This is a genomic window from Arthrobacter sp. C9C5 (assembly GCF_013359735.1).
In the GTDB taxonomy this organism is placed as follows: Bacteria; Actinomycetota; Actinomycetes; order Actinomycetales; family Micrococcaceae; genus Arthrobacter.
The window spans coordinates 15,766-31,388 of sequence record NZ_JABFMX010000014.1 but is presented as its reverse complement, the minus strand read 5'-3'; the positions used below and the strand labels follow the sequence as shown (position 1 = coordinate 31,388).

Here is a 15,623-nt window from a genome sequence, read left to right as displayed (position 1 = left end):
GAGGCGTCCCATGGCGGGCAAGCAGAGACGTTTGACTCAGACCGGCTGGTCGAGGCGGACCGGCATGAGGATCGACAGTGTGCCGTCTCGGTCCGGGTTACGGATGGCCAGCGGCGCGATCGGATCGTCCAGACCGAGGGTGAGCTGGTCGCCGGTGCCGAGTGCGTCCAAGAGAAACGCGCGGTTCACCCCGATGACCAGCGCGTCCGGGTCGTCGGATGAGCCGACCTCCACTCCACGTGAAGTGATGCTGAGTCGACTGACGTCGTAAGCGACGCCGTCGTTGTCTCGGGTGAAGGTCTCGGTGGTACCTGCGTTGAGTGCGGCAGTCAACGCAGAGGCATCGACGGGGACTTCGCGGTTGCCGAGGCCGAGCCAGCTGCGATAGGAAGGGAAGTCGACATCGACGAGCTCCGGTATGAAAGTTTGGTCAGGCAACGGCACCCCAAAGGTGAGTCAGCCAGCGGCCCGGACCCTGGCCACGTATGGTTCGAGTGCTTCCGTCATGACCTCCCCTAGCCTGGCGTGGCCGAGATCGTTCGGGTGGATCTGGTCCGGTTCCGGGTAGAAGAACGGGGTGGGATCGTCGGCGAAGACGCCGTACTGGCCCAACAGGAACGGCAGGCCTGTTTCCTCGGCGCACTCTGCATGGAGATCGAAGACTCGGCGGATTCGAGGCGGCTCCTCCCGGAAGGGCCAATAGGGTTCGACAACGAGCACTTGGGAGTCCGGGAGTGCATCGCGCAGCCGGGACATGTCCTGAATCATGGTCCGGCGGAGCTTGTCTTCGTGCTCGGGAAGATGCGGGTAGTCATTGGCACCGAGAGCAATCAGCGCGATTTGCGGATCCGCGTCGATCACCATATCCAGAGGATGCTTTTCAAACGCGTCGGTGTCGCGCTTGGCAAGAAATCCCAGGCCATTCACCGCGAAATTGTGCTCCTCCAAACCAAGGTTCCGGCTCACGATGGATGTCCACCGCTTGTCGACGTGGGAAATCCCCCGCCACCCCGTGGAAATGCTGTCTCCGTACACCCCAAGTCGCAAAGTCATTTCAGGACCCTAACACTGCTCGCGTCCTCCGTCTTGCCAACATTGCCGGCGTGGAATCGACAGGGAACACAAAATCCTCAGCGGCCATTAGGCAGCTTTGATCTAAGTTTTTCTGCCTCGGCAGCAAGGGCCTGACGCTGGTCTCGTGTGAGCCTTCTGAACTGCAGGTCGAGGATTACCCGGCTGCCGAATTCGTCCACACCCAACAGCTGGCCGACCCGACGGATTGCTTCGTCAACGTCCTCTGAATCGTCAATGACCTGTAACACCTCGTGTCGGCGATCCATCGCCTGTACAAGGGCATCGACGACCATCAAGTGATCCCTGATCCGCTGCTCATCCTCATCCATGCGGCGATTCTTGCACGACGGCGGTCCTATGGCATCCCGGGGTCGCGCCAGCTTCAATCCGGCTGCGCATCGCAACCGATCCCGGGGGTTGCCCCGCGCCGACTATTAGGCTGGCCGCATGGAATCGTTGCCCACTGCTGCGCCCGGTGAATGGCTGAAGCCTCTGATGGATCCCGTGTGGCACGACATGCACGCTGTGGTGCCACGGGGCTTCCCCGCCTACGCCAGAATCTTCCATCCGGTAGTGCGGGACCGCCCCAAGGACACCGGTTCCTGGCATGGGCATTCCCGAACAGGCGTCTTCCCCCTCGACGAGCAACAGGTCCGCTGGTCTGACGTGGCGGGTGCTTTCGGAACCAAGATGCACCCATTGGCCCAATTCCACCGACTTATTGGGCAGCCACCGAACCGGCAGGAAATCTTCGACAGTGAGGGCTGGCGTTATTCTGAACCCCTGACCGGCAACCTCGCACCGAACATACTGGCAGCACTGGCTGCCCGCCTCTGTGAACATACCTCCACGCCAAACAAGGGTGTGACCGCCATTTGGGAAGGATGGGGCGGACTTACAAGCTCCATCGGCTACGCCCAGCTCACTTTTTCGGACGACTCGACGCCCGTGGAGAATACTTCCGCTGCCGCCGCGCTGGGCACGGATCTTGATCGCGGCCTGCTGCCGGCGGAGGTGATCAAAGGCGAAACACTGACCCTGCCGGGCCGCACCTATTACCTGTTCGATGCCGCGCCAAAGTTTTACCGTCACACCGGGTGGGTGCATCACGTGCCTTGGCATCATTCCCCACAATTCCCGCAGTCACCGAACATCCTATGGCCGGCGGACAGAACTTGGGTCATGGTGACCGAAATAGACTTCGACTCCACGGTGGTCGCCGGCAGTCATGAACTCGTATCGGCACTAGTGCGGGACCCCGCCGTCGAAGCGCTTCCACTGAATGCGGGAGCAGATCTGACGTGGGACGCCGACTTTCCCAACCGTCCCGGGCAATAGCCCAGCCTTCGCTTCAAGGCTCCGCAATCTCAGACGGCGGCAGCGGTCTCTTCTTGGCCGACGATCATGGCCAGAAGGTCATCAAGGTTTCCATGACACTTCTCCAGTTCAGGCAGATGGTAGAACGTGCTGGTGGCCTCAAGATTGTTGATGACGTCGTCCGGCAAATGCAGGATTGTCCGCCTGCCGCGGGCAATCGCGATGCCAAGCTCAACGTGGGTACTCTTGCCGCCTGGAAGTAAGACCACGACGACGTCGGCCCCTGTCACTGCATCTCTCTCACGCTCCCCGATGGAGCGCAGGGCACCGATAGTAATCGCGGCCGCGTCGCCACCGAGGCGTTCATGGGTCCAGTCGTACATGTTGACGTAGCCCATGCTTTCCAACGTTTGCGCGACGTACCGGACGTTGGCGATGTTCCTGAAGCTCGACGCGACATAGAAACTTTTCACGGACTCTGTCTCCTAACCGAAACTGGGACCACTGTTCCTTACTGAGGTTGCTCCGTGCGTCCCGATCACGTGCAGGTTCATAATCGTGGCATGAGGATGACTGGAATTCTCCCTGAGGACGCGCCCGATCCCCGGGCCGAGCAGGTTGAGCGACTGAAACTCATGCCCATCCTGGTGATGGGGCTCGTGTCCCAGCCCTCACTGGAGGACACAGATGCCGTAAGTCTGGTATCCGGCGAGGACGATCGTGGATACAGTGAAATGTCCGCGAGTGTCAGCTACACACTCTGGCGAAACCCAGCTGACCGCTCGGACCCGATAAATCTCGCCGACCTCACCGATCAGGCTCGCGCTGCGATAGACGTCGTTCCACCATGGCCCCGACCCGCATGGCTAGTCGAGCAGGTGGAGCGAATGCGATACCCGCACCTGTGGGAGGCCGTGCGAACTACCTGGCACCGCAACCCATCCCCCGGCACCTCGCTCCGCAGCGTGCTGGTCGAACACGTCAACCACATCCTCAGGAACCGGTACCAGCAGGAGCTCGGACTGAGCGACGGTTCCTGGGACCAACCCGCAGCGGCGGTGATGGACCGGATGGTCAACGATCAGGTCGGTGTCATAGTGAATGGGGCCGAAGTACCCGGTGCCGAGGTCGATACGGATCCGTTTGTATACGGCATTGGCACGGAACTAGCGGGCGGCGGCGTCGTCACCGCCGTGCTTCCTCGCGCCGAGCTCATGCTCATCCAGGTGCAGTTCGCTACACGGGCGTAGCACCCCGCGGGCTGGGTGGCGGCCTTCCTTCCACTCGGGATCCCAACGACAGCAGCCCCCGTCCCCGCGGAGCGGGAACGGGGGCTGCTTGTTTTGAGCCCGTGCAGCTGCGTGCCGGTTACCGCTTAACGGCGGCGAGCAGGTCCGCAGTGCCCTGGGCGTCGGCGGCGTCGACGTCGTGCAGCGAGATGCCGCGGGTTTCCTTCAGGAAGAAGACCGCGACGGCGGTGACGGCGCAGGCGAGCAGCAGGTAGATGGCCACCGGGACGGAGGACTTGTACTGGCTCAGCAGCGCGACGGCGATGATCGGGGCGAGCGAACCGGCCACGATCGAGGTCACCTGGTAGCCGAGCGATACGCCGGAGTAGCGCATCCGGGTCGGGAACATCTCGGCCATGATGGCCGGCTGGCCGGCGTACATCAGGGCGTGGAAGAGCAGGCCGATGATGACGGCGGCGAGGATCATGAAGTCGTTACCGGTGTCCATCATCGGGAAGGCAAAGAAGCCCCAGGTGGCACCCAGGACGGCACCGGCCATGTAGACGGGCTTGCGGCCGAAGCGGTCCGAGAGCCTGCCGACCACCGGCACCACGGAGAAGTGGATGAAGTGCGCCACGAGCAGGAGCAGCAGGATCCGGGCGGTGTCCGCGTGGACAACGGTCTTGAGGTAGGTGATCGAGAAGGTGACCACGAGGTAATAGAGGATGTTCTCCGCGAAGCGCAGGCCCATGGCGGTGAAGACGCCGCGGGGGTAGCGGCGGAAGACCTCGGCGACGCCGTAGCCCTTGTTCTCCGTGACAACTTCCTTTTGTGCCTCGAGGAAGATCGGGGCGTCGCTGACCTTGGTGCGGATGTAGTAGCCGACGACGACGATCACGGCGGAGAGCCAGAACGCGACCCGCCAGCCCCAGCCAAGGAAGTCCGCGGAGGACAGCACGGAGGACAGGATGAACAGCACGGCAGTGGCGAGCAGGTTGCCCAGCGGGACGGCGGACTGCGGCCAGCTGGCCCAGAAGCCGCGGGACTTGCTGGGGCTGTGCTCGGCGACGAGGAGGACGGCGCCGCCCCATTCACCGCCGACGGCGAAGCCCTGGGCGAAGCGCAGGAAGACCAGCAGGGCCGGGGCCCAGTAGCCGATCTGCGCGAAGCCCGGGAGGCAGCCCATCAGGAAGGTCGATACGCCGACCAGGATGATGCTGAGCTGCAGCAGCTTCTTGCGGCCGAACTTGTCACCGAAGTGGCCAAAGACGATGCCGCCGATCGGGCGGGCCACGAAGCCAACCGCGTAGGTCAGGAACGCGGCGAGGATGCCGTCCAGTTCCGTTCCGGAGTTGGGGAAGAACATCTTGCCAAACACCAGGGTGGCGGCGGAGGCGTAGAGGAAGAACTCGTACCACTCCACTACCGTGCCGGCCATGGAGGCCGTTACTACCTTCTTCAGGCCGGACGTCTTGACGTCGGGCTCCTCTGTGCGCCTTGCGGCGACGTTTTCCGTGCTCATGCGAACTCCTTCGGTGTCGTCTTCGACACCCTGTGGACCATTAGGTTGACTACGTGTATGTGAGTTGGAACACACGGCGTCATTCTCCACGAGTATGGACTTCGATCGCGGCAGGCTCAACGACTAATCGCGCAGAGTGCGTCTGCAAAAATGCACACTCGGAGGTGCCGTCTAGGCGAAGAAGTTGCCCCGGAGCTGTTCGCTGAGCTGGCCGATTTCGGTCAGGAAGCCGTCGTGGCCGATCGGGGCCTCGATGACGTGCACCGGGACCTCCCCCGGCAGGGCGTCGGCGAGCTCTCGGGACTGGGCCGGAAAGTAGAGCCGGTCCGAGTCCACGGCCGCCACGAAGAACTCCGCGGTGGCGAGGGAGACGGCCTGCGCCAGGCTTCCCCGGCCGCGGCTGACGTCGTGGCTCATGAGCGCCTCGGTGATGGCGATGTAGCTGTTGGCGTCGAAGCGTCGCACCAGCTTGTTGCCCTGGTGGTCCAGGTAGCTCTCCACCTGGTAGCGCCCGCGGCCGGCCAGCGACCCGGCCTCCAGCGGGGCCTCGGCCGCCTGGGCGTTCCGTCCGAAGCGCCCGTCCAGCTCGGCTGCGGAACGGTAGGTGATGTGGGCGATCCGGCGCGCCAGGGCCAGTCCGGCGTGCGGTTCGGGGCCGCCGTAGTAGTCGCCGCCGTTGAAGTGGGGGTCCTGGCGGATTGCCAGGGTCTGGGCCTGGGCGAAGGCGATCTGCTCGGCGGTGCTGTGTGCGCCCACCGAGATCACGGCGCAGCGCTGCACCCGCGCCGGGTAGCTGACCGCCCACTCCAGCGCGCGTGCTCCCCCGAGCGAGCCGCCGAGCACGGCATACCAGCTGCTGATCCCCAGCGCGTCGGCGAGCCGGGCTTCCGCTGCGGTGCTGTCCCGGAGGGTGACCAGCGGGAAGCGCGAGCCCCAGGGCCGGCCGTCCGGGGCCGGCGTCGAGGGCCCGGTGGAGCCGTAGCAACCGCCGAGGATGTTGATGGAGACCACGAAGTACTTGTCCGTGTCCACCGGGGCGCCGGGGCCGGCCAGTTGCTCCCACCAGCCCGGTTCCTCGCCGGCGCCGCGGGTGACGTGGGTGTCTCCGGTCAGGGCGTGCTCGATCAGCACCGCATTGGAGGCATCGGCGTTCAGCGTCCCCCAGGTCTCGAAGGCGAGGGTGACCTCAGGCAGGGTGGCACCGGATTCAAGCGTCAGGGAACCGATTGGGAGGTACTGCACCGTCCCATCGGGAACAGCACCGTCGGGAACTGCCGCCGCCATGGTCGTTCCGGCGTTGGCAGTGGAGGATTTGCTTTCGGGTACACCCGTGCGGGTGACGGCAATCGTCATGTGAGGACCTAACTTCGCGCTTGCCCGCCGTCAGCTGACCGGCAGGCCAGGTCTTCACCCGGGGCACCCCGCCGCAAAATGGAGGGTTGCCGGCCAGCAAGCCGGGGCTGTCACTGGCACTCATGACCTGCGTCGATTCTACGAAACACGGCGGCGCAAGCGCGAAGAATGTGACGGCTGTGTGACCTCAGGCGTTCTTGGCCGCCCGGAAGCCGGCGTCGAGGTCCGCGATGATGTCGTCGATGTGCTCGAGGCCCACCGAGAGCCGGACCAGGCCGGGATTGACGCCGGCGACCGCCTGCTGCTCCGGCGAGAGCTGGCTGTGCGTGGTCGACGCCGGGTGGATGACCAGCGAGCGCACGTCACCGATGTTCGCCACATGGGAGTGCAGTTCGAGAGCGTCGACGAAGCGTTTGCCGGCCTCCGCTCCCCCGGCGAGGTTGAACGCGACGACGGCGCCGGTGCCTTTCGGGCCGTACTTACGGCCGCGCTCATACCAGGGGCTGGACGGCAGCCCCGCGTAGGCGACGGATTCGACGTCGTCCCTGGCTTCCAGCCATTCGGCCACCCGCAGGGCGTTGGCGACGTGCCGTTCCACCCGCAGGCTCAGCGTCTCAATCCCCTGGGCGATGAGGAAGGCGTTGAACGGCGAGACGGCCGAACCGAGGTCGCGCAGCAGCTGGACCCGGGCCTTGAGGATGAAGGAAAGGTTCGCTCCCAACGCCCCGTCCGCCCCGAGGTCCCGGGCGTAGACCAGGCCGTTGTACGTGGGATCCGGGGTGTTGAAGCCGGGGAAGCGCTCCGGGTCCTTGCCGAAGTCGAAGTTGCCGGAGTCGACGATCACGCCGGCGATCGCGGCACCGTGGCCGCCGAGGTACTTGGTGGCCGAGTGGACCACGATGTCGGCGCCCCACTCGATCGGGCGGATCAGGTAGGGGGTGGAGAGGGTGTTGTCCACGATCAGCGGCACCCCGGCCCGGTGGGCGACGTCCGCGACGCCTTCGATGTCCAGCACGTCCTGGCGGGGGTTGGAGACCACCTCGCCGAAGAACAGCTTGGTGTTCGGCTGCACGGCATCGCGCCACTGCTCAAGGTTGTCCGGGTCCTCCACAAACGTCACGGAGATGCCGAACTTCTTCAGGGTGTGGGCCAGCAGGTTGTAGGTCCCGCCGTAGAGGCTGGGGCTGGCGACGACGTGGTCCCCCGCCTCGGCAATGTTGAGGATCGCGAAGGTTTCGGCGGCCTGGCCGGAACTGAGCAGGAGCGCCCCAAGGCCGCCCTCGAGGCTCGCGACCCGCTGTTCCACCGCGTCCTGGGTGGGGTTGCCGATCCGGGTGTAGATGGGGGCGAGCTCGGCGAGGGCGAAGCGGTTGGCGGCGCTTTCCGCACTGGGGAAGACGAACGACGTCGTCTGGTAGATCGGTAGCGACCTCGCGCCAGTGGCGGAGTCCGGCTCCTGGCCGGCGTGGATCTGGCGGGTTTCAAAGGACCAGGCGTTGGACATCGGAGAGCTCCCTAGGACTGGGCACAGGCCGCCCCTGGCCTCCTAGGGGGCCGGAACGGCGCTGGCGCCGCGCTTGCCTGCCGGCGGACGCCGGCGGGCCAGGTCTTCACCCGGGGCACCCCACCGCGCAAGGAGGGTTGCCGGCCAGCAAGCCGGGGCTTGGTGCTGGCGCTCATGACCTGGCTTCAGTCTAGGAACGCGTCCCGTCGGCTGGGTAGCTTTGTGACGAAAATGAAGAACGGTCCCACGGCAGCCCGCGCACGCCGCGGGAGCCGGAAAGTGCCGCGGTCCGGGCCGGAATATCCGCCCGGCCAGCCCCGGAAAATGACATCCCATCACGGTTAGGACAGCCTAAGCTGAGAGCTCCATCACAAAGTGCCAAGATGAGGGCATGCGCATGGATCACGTCTCTTACGCCTGTGAACAAGATGGCCTGGCTGCCACCACCGAACGTATTGCGACCGCCCTCGGGGTAGAAGCCGTCAAGGGCGGAGTACACCCCCGGTTCGGGACCCGCAACATGATTATCCCGCTTGCCGGGCATAAGTACCTCGAGGTCGTGGAGGTCCTGGATCACCCGGCCTCGGACAAGGCGCCGTTCGGGCAGGCAGTCCGCGCCCGCTCGGCCGCCGGCGGCGGCTGGATGGGCTGGTGCGTCGAGGTTGACGACCTGGCCCCCTTCGAGGAGCGCTTGGGCCGCTCCGCCGTCAACGGCAACCGCAAGTTCCCCGACGGCCGCGAACTGGTCTGGAAGCAGATCGGCATCCTGGGCCTCATCGCGGACCCGCAGGTCCCCTACATGCTGAAGTGGGAAGGCGACCCCGCGCTGCACCCGTCCAACGCCTACGAGAGCAACGTGAAGATGTCTGCCCTCACCATCGCCGGCTCGGCCGAGCGGGTCACCGAGTGGCTGGGTGAACCGGTCGAGAAGCCGCTGGAGGATGTGGACGTGAACTGGCTTGCCCCGCACGGGACGCCGGGAATCCTGTCCGTCACCTTCGAAACCGATTCCGGAGCCGTCACGATCTGACGCTTCCTGCCCGAAAAGCTTCGGCCGCCAGCAGCGGGTGCCAATGATGCCACCCACCGCTGGCGGCCGAATTCCTTTAAGCCGTCCTTTGCGCCGTCGCGCCCCGGTGCGGCGGGACGGCCGCCGTCAGCCCGCGAGCAGGTCCGGGTGGTGGGCTTCGACGACGTTGGGGTGGGCGCGGAGCCGGTAGCGCAGGGCGTTGTCCCCGTAGGTCTCCAGGATCGGGCTGTTGGTGGGGTCGACCGACAGCCCGCGGGCCTTGGCCTGGAACTCCGGGCTCACCGCGAGCCGAGGCATGGTCGCATCCAGCGCCGGGTTGTAGAAGAACGGAAGGGAGATCCGGTCCGTTCCGCGCAGGGGTGAGATCACCCGGTGCAGGGTCGCCTTCAGGTAGCCGTTGGTGGCCAGCTCGAGCATTTCGCCGATGTTGACCACGAAGGTCCCGGGCACCTGGGGCGCGTCGATCCATTTGCCCTGATACTCGACCTGGAGTCCGCCCTTGCCGGGTTCGACAAGGAGGAGGGTCAGGACCCCGCCGTCGCGGTGGGATCCGACGCCCTGCTTGGGCTCCGGATCGGACTCCCCCGGATACCGCACAATCTTAAGCAGCGGGAAGGCCCGGGCAGCGAACGCGGCATCGAAAGTATCCTCGGGCGCCCCGAGGGACACCGCGAGGGCCCGCAGCAGGTCCAGGGAGATGGCGCTGAGCCGCTCGGTCCATTCGGAGACGATCCCCCGCATCTCGGGCAGCGCCTCCGGCCAGAGGTTGGGCCCTTCCAGCCGCCAGTAGTCGGCGACGCCGGGGCCGGGCTCCACGGCGTCGCGCTCGACGCCGATGTCGATCTGTTCGCGCCAGTCCACCGCGCCGTCCGTAATTTCGCCGCCTACGCGGGTGTAGCCGCGGAACTGCGGGCTGTGGACGTTCTCGATCGCGAGCTTCTGGTCTTCGGGCAGTTCGAAGAAGCGGCGGGAGATGTCAAGCATGGCGTCGGTGAGTTCCTGCGGGATGCCGTGGCCGGCCAGGTAGATGAAGCCGACCTCCCGCATGGCGTCGCGCAACTCGTTCCGGAACCGGGAGGCCTCTTCAGGGCCTGCGTCCAGGCGGGAGAAATCCAACACGGGCAATGATTCGAGCGTCAACTTTGCATAGTCCTTTGCAGCGGGTTTGGCAAGCCGAAGCCTGTAACAGCTCCAATGTTACGGACCCGGCCGCCGCAGGGAGAGTCCCGTGTCGAAATAAGACATTCGGCTTGCAGCACCCCGTCGGGGCCCTCGGCGCTAGCCCAGGCCGATTGCCTTGCCGAACAGGCTGAAGCCGACGAACGCAACGATGTCCAGCAACGCATGCGCAATCACCAGCGGCATCACCCGGCGCGTCTTGGTGTAGATAAGCGCGAAGATGACGCCCATGACGGCGTTGCCGATGAAGGGCCCGAAGCCCTGGTAGAGGTGGTAGCTGCCGCGCAGCATCGAACTGGCGAAGATCGCCAGCGGCATGCGCCAGCCGAACTTGCCGAGCCGGTCGAGCAGGTAGCCCACCACGATCACCTCCTCCACGATCCCGTGCCGGATCGCGGAGAGAATGAGGACCGGCACCGTCCACCAGTAGGAGTCCAGCGCGCTGGGGATGATCGCCGTCGTGATTCCCAGCGCCCGGCCGGCCGCGTAGAGGCCCAGCGACGGGACGCCGATCAGGGCGAAGAGACCCAGACCCTGCAGCAGGTCTTTGCCGGGGCGGGCAAAGTTGAAGCCAAGTTTCCGGAAGGCCGAAGTGGCGGTGCCCCCGGACAGGCCCGCGGGCCGGTGCTCGGTCAGGAAGTAGATCACCAGCACCACCGGAACCAGGGCGAAGATGATGTCCAGCAACTGGTAGGTAAGGTCGAAATACTCGCGGCTGCTCTGCGACCGGTTCAGGGTCGAGGTGCCCTGCGCCAGCGGCGCCCGGGTCAGCTTGTCGAGCAGTTGCACCACCGAATACACCGCCGACTGCCCCAGGGACAGGCCCAGGATGATCCAGACTTCTAGCCGCAGCCGACGGCGGGAGGGAACCAACATGGTTCTATCTTGCCTGCCTTTGCCGGGAGTTGACTCCAAGTGCCTATGCTTGGGCTGTGAGTGCGCCCGGGAAAATTTTTCTGATCCGGCACGGCCAGTCCGCCGCCAACGCCGACACCTCGATCTACAACCGGGTGCCCGATTACCGGATCCCGTTGACCCCGCTCGGCGTCGAGCAGGCCACGGCCGCCGGCGAGCAGCTGCGGCGGGAGCTGGACGGGCAAAAGGTCTGCGTCTACGTCTCCCCCTACCTCCGGGCCTACCAGACCCTCGAGGCGCTCCGGCTGGGGTCCCTCACCGAACGCGTGATCGAAGAACCGCGGCTGCGCGAGCAGGACTGGGCGAACTTCCAGATCGCGGGCGACATCGAGGACCAGAAGGAGCTCCGCAACGCCTACGGCCACTTCTTCTACCGGTTCCGGGAAGGCGAATCCGGCTCCGACGTCTACGACCGGATCTCCTCGTTCATGGAGACCCTTTACCGGCACTGGTCCAAGCCGAACTATGCGCCGAACGCCTTGTTCGTGACGCACGGCCTGACCATGCGGCTGTTCTGCATGCGCTGGTTCCACTGGTCGGTGGAGTACTTCGAGTCGCTGAACAACCCGGACAATGCCGAGATCCGCACCCTGTTGCGCACCCGGCAAGGCAAGTACGAGCTGGACAAGCCGTTCAGCCAGTGGGAGGACCGCCGGGTGGACGAAACCGTGCTGGACGCCCCGCCGATGTTCTTCTAAGGGCTGTTCTTCTAGACGCTGCCCGGGGGCGGCTTCAACGCGATGACCTGGTGGAACTTCCCGCTCGCGCCGGTCTGGTCCGGCGCCTCCTCCGCCCGGACCAGGTCGACGTTCGCCAAGCCCTGGCCGGCCAGGAACCCGGCCAGCTTGGCGGTCACGTCCTGCCACACCGTCTCCCCCGCGGCGCCGGGCTCCAGCTGAAGCCGGACCCGCAATTCCGCCGGACCGGACTGGACCAGCTGGCAGCGGTGGACGCCCGGCGCGTCGTCGATCGGGGCGGTGATGGCGAGCGGCAGGACACTCACCGTGCCGCCGCCCGCCTTTTGCAGGTGCAGGACGTCGTCGTGCCTGCCGGCCACCCGGATCGCGGGCAGCGGGTTGCCGCATTCGCAGGGACCGGGCTTGGCGATCACGGAGTCGCCGAGGTCGTAGCGGATCAGCGGCTGCACGCGGTTGGCGAGGTTGGTCAGCAGCACCGTGTGCGAGGGCTGGCCCGCGGGCGTGGGCCGGTAGTCTTCCTCGACCGGCTCCAGGATGACCCAGTCGCTGTTCACATGCAGCCAGCCGCGGGGACAGTCCAAGGCGATGGGACTGAACTCCGAGGCGGCGTAGACGTTGTGGACCTCGGCGCCCAGCGCCGCTGCCAGGCGCGCCCGGTCGCCAAGGGACTCGCCGCTGGACTCCACCACCACGGGCCGGATGTGCAGCCGGCCCGCGTCCTGCTCTGCGGCCAGGAGTTCGAGTGCGCTGGGGTAGCCGATCAGGAGGGCCGGGTCGAAGTCGTTGAGCTCCTGCACCAGCCGGGGCAGCGGCTGCTGCACTGAGATCAGCCGGTAGGCGCGGCGCCGTCCCCGGCTGCGGCGCCGTTCGGACTCGAGCCACACGACGCCGGCGAAATGCCCGCCCGTGCCCACCACGACGGCGGTACGGCCTCGCCGGCGAAGCATGGCCGGCAGCCGGCCGGCGTCGAGGGCGGCCCCGAAGGCCCGGACGGCCTGTGCCCGGTAGGTCGCGACGGCGCCGGGGTCATGAACGAACAGCCCGGGATGGCCCGTCGTTCCGGAGCTGGTGCAGACGAAGTACCGGCCGCGGTAGCGGCTGCCGACCAGGGAGCGATCGGCGACGAAGGCCTCCAGGTCCGCGCGGGTGACGGCGGGGTCGGTGACCCAGTCGTCAAAGTGCGCCATCAGCTCCGGTTTGGTGACCGGAGGCAACTCCCGGAGCAGGACGCTCTCCGGAAGGCCGCGGTAGAGCTCCCGGTAGAACGGGGAGCTGGTGCGGGCGTGGGCCACGAGGGCGGCCAGCCGGGCGTCCCGGCGCCGGGCCAGGGCACGCGGGCCGCCGCGCTTGGCCCGCACCAGATCGATCATGATGGCGAGTTCCCTGGCGAAGTCGGCCATGTCATTCCTCCTTGGCCTCCGGTGCGGCTGCTCAGCGGGCGCGGACCCCGGCGCGCCAGACGGCGTGGGTGAGCGGCATGCCCGGCCGGTAGGCCAAATGGGTGGCGGACGGGGCGTTGAGCAGGTGCAGGTCCGCCCGGTGCCCGACGTCGATCGAACCGACCGCCCGCTGGCCGTCGACGTCGTTCCCGGACTCCCGGCCCAGCGCCAGCGCACCGCCGTACGTCGCCGCGCGGACAGCCTCGTGCACGCTGAGCCGCATCTGCAGCACGGCGGTGGTGACGCAGAACGCCATCGAGCTCGTGTAGGAGGTGCCGGGGTTGCAGTTGGATGCGAGCGCAAGCTGGACGCCGGCGTCGAGCAGTTCCCGGGCCGGGGCCAGCGGCTGCCGGGTGGACAGGTCGCAGGCCGGCAGGCAGGTCGCGACCGTGCCCCGCTCGCCCGCGCCGGCCGCTGCCTCCCAGCCGGACCAGCTGTCCGCGAGGGCATGCACGTCGGCCCGGGACAGGTAGTTCACGTGGTCCACGCTCGCGGCCCCGAATTCAACCGCCAGCCGCACGCCGGGGCCTTCCCCCAGCTGGTTGCCGTGCACGCGCAGGCCCAGTCCGGCGTCCCGGCAGGCCTGGAGCACCCGGCGGGACTGGTCCTCGTTGAACGCGCCGCGTTCGCAAAACACGTCGGCCCAGCGGACGTAGGGCCGGACGGCGGCGAGCATCGGTCCGCAGACCAGGTCCGTGTACTCCTCCGCGTCCATGCCGTCCGGTACCAGGTGCGCGCCGAGGTAGGTCACCTCGTCCGCGACGGTGGACGCGATCCTCGCGCTGCGGGCCTCGTTTTCCACGTCCAGGCCGTAGCCGGTCTTCGTCTCCAGGCAGGTGGTCCCCTGGGCGACGGCCTCCGCCACGCGGCCCAGCGCGAGCCGGGTGAGGTCGAAGTCGCCCGTGGCGCGGGTGGCGCCGGTGGTGACGGCGATGCCTCCGGCGCTGTAGCTCTCCCCCGACATCCGCGCCTCGAACTCCGCGGTCCGGTCGCCGGCGAAGATCAGGTGCGTGTGGGAATCCACCCAGCCCGGCAGGAGGGCGCGGCCGGCGGCGTCGACGGCGTCGTCCGCCGCCGGGGCGTCCGCGGCGGCACCCAGCCAGGCGATGCGTTCGCCCTCGATCACGATGGCCGCATCCTTCAGGACCCGGTGGTCCGCGTCCTGGGTCATCAGTTCGGCGATGTTGGTGATGAGGGTGCTCATGGGTCCATTCTTCAGCCCCGGATGGACATCCGGGTCGCTGCCAGTGCCGCGGCTGTCCGGGATGCCGGACTGTCGGCAGGGAGCGGCTGTGCCGATCCCTGGCCGGCGAGGATCAGCTCCGCGGCCAGCTCCGCGATGCCGGAGGAGGTCTGGAAGCCGTAGCCGCCCTGGCCGGCGAGCCAGAAGAAGCCGGTGGCCTCGGCGTCGAACCCCACCACGGGGATACCGTCGGAGGCCTCGGTCCGCAGCCCGGTCCACGCGCGGCGGACGCTGCCGATCCCCATCGTGGTAACCGTGTTGAGCCGGTCGATCAGCGCCTCGATGTCGCCCGGATACGGCTGGGCGTCCTCGGGGCCGCTGGGCACGGTTTCGGACGGCGAGATCAGCACCTGGCGCCGTCCGTCCGGGCGGAAGTAGAAGCTGCCGGCCGACGCCACCATCGGGCAGCCCTGCGGGAGGGGGTGTTCGACGTCGACGATCGCCGCGGTGCGGCGGTAGGGCTGGAGTCCGAGCTTCTCGACGCCGCTGAGCACCGCGAATTCGTCAGCCCAGGCGCCGGCGGCATTGACCACGACGGCGGCCTCGAAGCCTTCCTGCCCGGCGCCGAGCTCCCAGCCGGAACCGAGGCGCTGCGCCGAGTGGACCCTGGCGCCGGTGATGATGTCCACGCCGGCCTCGACGGCCCGCTCGCGGTGGTCCTCCAGCAGCAGGGACGCGTTGCAGGCGAAGGATCCGGAGTCCAGGCCGGCGGCCGCGAAGGAGTCGGGCTTGAGCGCGGGGCAGATTTCCAGGGCCTCGGCGTGGCTGATCCGGTGCATGAAGCCACTGGCCTGCTGCTGGACGGCGTCCTCGTCACCGATCAGCATGAAGCGGCGCGGCGAGAGCACGGGTTCGGGCCGCGTGCCCTCCTTGGTGCCGATGAGCTCGAGCGTGCGCATGGTGAGCTCCTGGACCACGGGCGGCCCGTAGCTGGGGATCAGCTGCCGGGCCGAGCGTGCGGAGGTGTGGTAGCCCAGCGACTGCTCGGCTTCGACCAGGGCCACGCTGCATTTGCCGGCGAGGGCGGAGGCCAGGGACAGGCCGGCAATGCCGCCGCCCACGATCACGACATCGTATTTAGCTGACATGCCTCCATCCTTGCACCCGGCAGGAGGTCACG

The 15,623-nt window shown here is 67.1% G+C and carries 16 protein-coding genes and 2 riboswitches; of the genes, 4 read left to right on the top strand and 12 right to left on the bottom strand.

Annotated features, from left to right (window positions below; all coding sequences use genetic code 11):
* Window positions 1–36 precede the first annotated feature (36 nt).
* From HNO80_RS12140 to HNO80_RS12130, 3 genes are all read right to left on the bottom strand, one after another.
* Window positions 37–438, bottom strand: coding sequence for a hypothetical protein (locus tag HNO80_RS12140; RefSeq protein ID WP_175323113.1), 402 nt, complete (start codon window positions 436–438; stop codon window positions 37–39).
* An 18-nt stretch (window positions 439–456) separates the two neighbouring features.
* Window positions 457–1,053, bottom strand: a complete 597-nt coding sequence (locus HNO80_RS12135; protein ID WP_175323112.1) for an SGNH/GDSL hydrolase family protein — start codon at window positions 1,051–1,053, stop codon at window positions 457–459.
* A 77-nt stretch (window positions 1,054–1,130) separates the two neighbouring features.
* The gene (locus HNO80_RS12130) at window positions 1,131–1,403 is read right to left on the bottom strand and encodes a DNA gyrase subunit A (protein ID WP_175323111.1); all 273 of its coding nucleotides are present in this window, start codon (window positions 1,401–1,403) and stop codon (window positions 1,131–1,133) included.
* 118 nt (window positions 1,404–1,521) lie between these two features.
* Between HNO80_RS12130 and HNO80_RS12125 the strand changes: the two genes are divergently transcribed.
* The gene (locus HNO80_RS12125) at window positions 1,522–2,412 is read left to right on the top strand and encodes a hypothetical protein (RefSeq protein WP_175323110.1); all 891 of its coding nucleotides are present in this window, start codon (window positions 1,522–1,524) and stop codon (window positions 2,410–2,412) included.
* 29 nt (window positions 2,413–2,441) lie between these two features.
* Here the strand turns inward: HNO80_RS12125 and HNO80_RS12120 are convergent, their stop codons facing one another.
* The gene (locus HNO80_RS12120; RefSeq protein WP_175323109.1) at window positions 2,442–2,864 is read right to left on the bottom strand and encodes a group-specific protein; all 423 of its coding nucleotides are present in this window, start codon (window positions 2,862–2,864) and stop codon (window positions 2,442–2,444) included.
* A 441-nt stretch (window positions 2,865–3,305) separates the two neighbouring features.
* On the opposite strand from HNO80_RS12120, the gene HNO80_RS17960 reads away from it, so the two are divergent.
* Window positions 3,306–3,641: a hypothetical protein gene (locus HNO80_RS17960; protein WP_249777318.1), complete on the top strand. Its 336-nt coding sequence runs from the start codon at window positions 3,306–3,308 to the stop codon at window positions 3,639–3,641.
* A gap of 118 nt (window positions 3,642–3,759) precedes the next feature.
* Here HNO80_RS17960 and HNO80_RS12110 read toward each other — a convergent pair whose 3' ends face one another.
* The 3 genes from HNO80_RS12110 to HNO80_RS12100 form a co-directional block, all read right to left on the bottom strand.
* Complete coding sequence (locus HNO80_RS12110; RefSeq protein WP_175323107.1) at window positions 3,760–5,142, bottom strand: MFS transporter; 1,383 nt, start codon at window positions 5,140–5,142, stop codon at window positions 3,760–3,762.
* A 171-nt stretch (window positions 5,143–5,313) separates the two neighbouring features.
* Window positions 5,314–6,495, bottom strand: a complete 1,182-nt coding sequence (metX, locus tag HNO80_RS12105; protein ID WP_175323106.1) for a homoserine O-acetyltransferase MetX — start codon at window positions 6,493–6,495, stop codon at window positions 5,314–5,316.
* Window positions 6,496–6,506: 11 nt separating this feature from the next.
* Window positions 6,507–6,623: riboswitch (SAM riboswitch) on the bottom strand.
* Window positions 6,624–6,682: 59 nt separating this feature from the next.
* Window positions 6,683–7,999 (bottom strand): bifunctional o-acetylhomoserine/o-acetylserine sulfhydrylase, encoded by a 1,317-nt coding sequence (locus HNO80_RS12100; RefSeq protein ID WP_175323105.1) that lies wholly within the window; start codon window positions 7,997–7,999, stop codon window positions 6,683–6,685.
* A gap of 64 nt (window positions 8,000–8,063) precedes the next feature.
* Window positions 8,064–8,179: riboswitch (SAM riboswitch) on the bottom strand.
* Window positions 8,180–8,390: 211 nt separating this feature from the next.
* On the opposite strand from HNO80_RS12100, the gene HNO80_RS12095 reads away from it, so the two are divergent.
* The gene (locus tag HNO80_RS12095; RefSeq protein WP_175323104.1) at window positions 8,391–9,029 is read left to right on the top strand and encodes a VOC family protein; all 639 of its coding nucleotides are present in this window, start codon (window positions 8,391–8,393) and stop codon (window positions 9,027–9,029) included.
* 126 nt (window positions 9,030–9,155) lie between these two features.
* Here the strand turns inward: HNO80_RS12095 and HNO80_RS12090 are convergent, their stop codons facing one another.
* Both HNO80_RS12090 and HNO80_RS12085 read right to left on the bottom strand, forming a co-directional pair.
* Window positions 9,156–10,169, bottom strand: coding sequence for an isopenicillin N synthase family dioxygenase (locus HNO80_RS12090; protein WP_175323103.1), 1,014 nt, complete (start codon window positions 10,167–10,169; stop codon window positions 9,156–9,158).
* A gap of 138 nt (window positions 10,170–10,307) precedes the next feature.
* Window positions 10,308–11,084 (bottom strand): CPBP family intramembrane glutamic endopeptidase, encoded by a 777-nt coding sequence (locus HNO80_RS12085; protein ID WP_175323102.1) that lies wholly within the window; start codon window positions 11,082–11,084, stop codon window positions 10,308–10,310.
* Between the two features lie 56 nt (window positions 11,085–11,140).
* Here HNO80_RS12085 and HNO80_RS12080 point away from each other — a divergent pair, with 56 nt between their 5' ends.
* Entirely contained in the window at window positions 11,141–11,821 is a 681-nt protein-coding gene (locus HNO80_RS12080; RefSeq protein ID WP_349627344.1) for a histidine phosphatase family protein, read from the top strand.
* A gap of 11 nt (window positions 11,822–11,832) precedes the next feature.
* On the opposite strand, the gene HNO80_RS12075 is transcribed toward HNO80_RS12080, so the two are convergent.
* The 3 genes from HNO80_RS12075 to HNO80_RS12065 are packed head-to-tail and all read right to left on the bottom strand — an operon-like array spanning window position 11,833 to window position 15,591.
* Window positions 11,833–13,221 (bottom strand): phenylacetate--CoA ligase family protein, encoded by a 1,389-nt coding sequence (locus HNO80_RS12075; RefSeq protein ID WP_175323101.1) that lies wholly within the window; start codon window positions 13,219–13,221, stop codon window positions 11,833–11,835.
* Between the two features lie 31 nt (window positions 13,222–13,252).
* Window positions 13,253–14,464, bottom strand: a complete 1,212-nt coding sequence (hutI, locus tag HNO80_RS12070; RefSeq protein WP_175323100.1) for an imidazolonepropionase — start codon at window positions 14,462–14,464, stop codon at window positions 13,253–13,255.
* Window positions 14,465–14,475: 11 nt separating this feature from the next.
* Complete coding sequence (locus tag HNO80_RS12065) at window positions 14,476–15,591, bottom strand: NAD(P)/FAD-dependent oxidoreductase (RefSeq protein ID WP_175323099.1); 1,116 nt, start codon at window positions 15,589–15,591, stop codon at window positions 14,476–14,478.
* Window positions 15,592–15,623 lie beyond the last annotated feature (32 nt).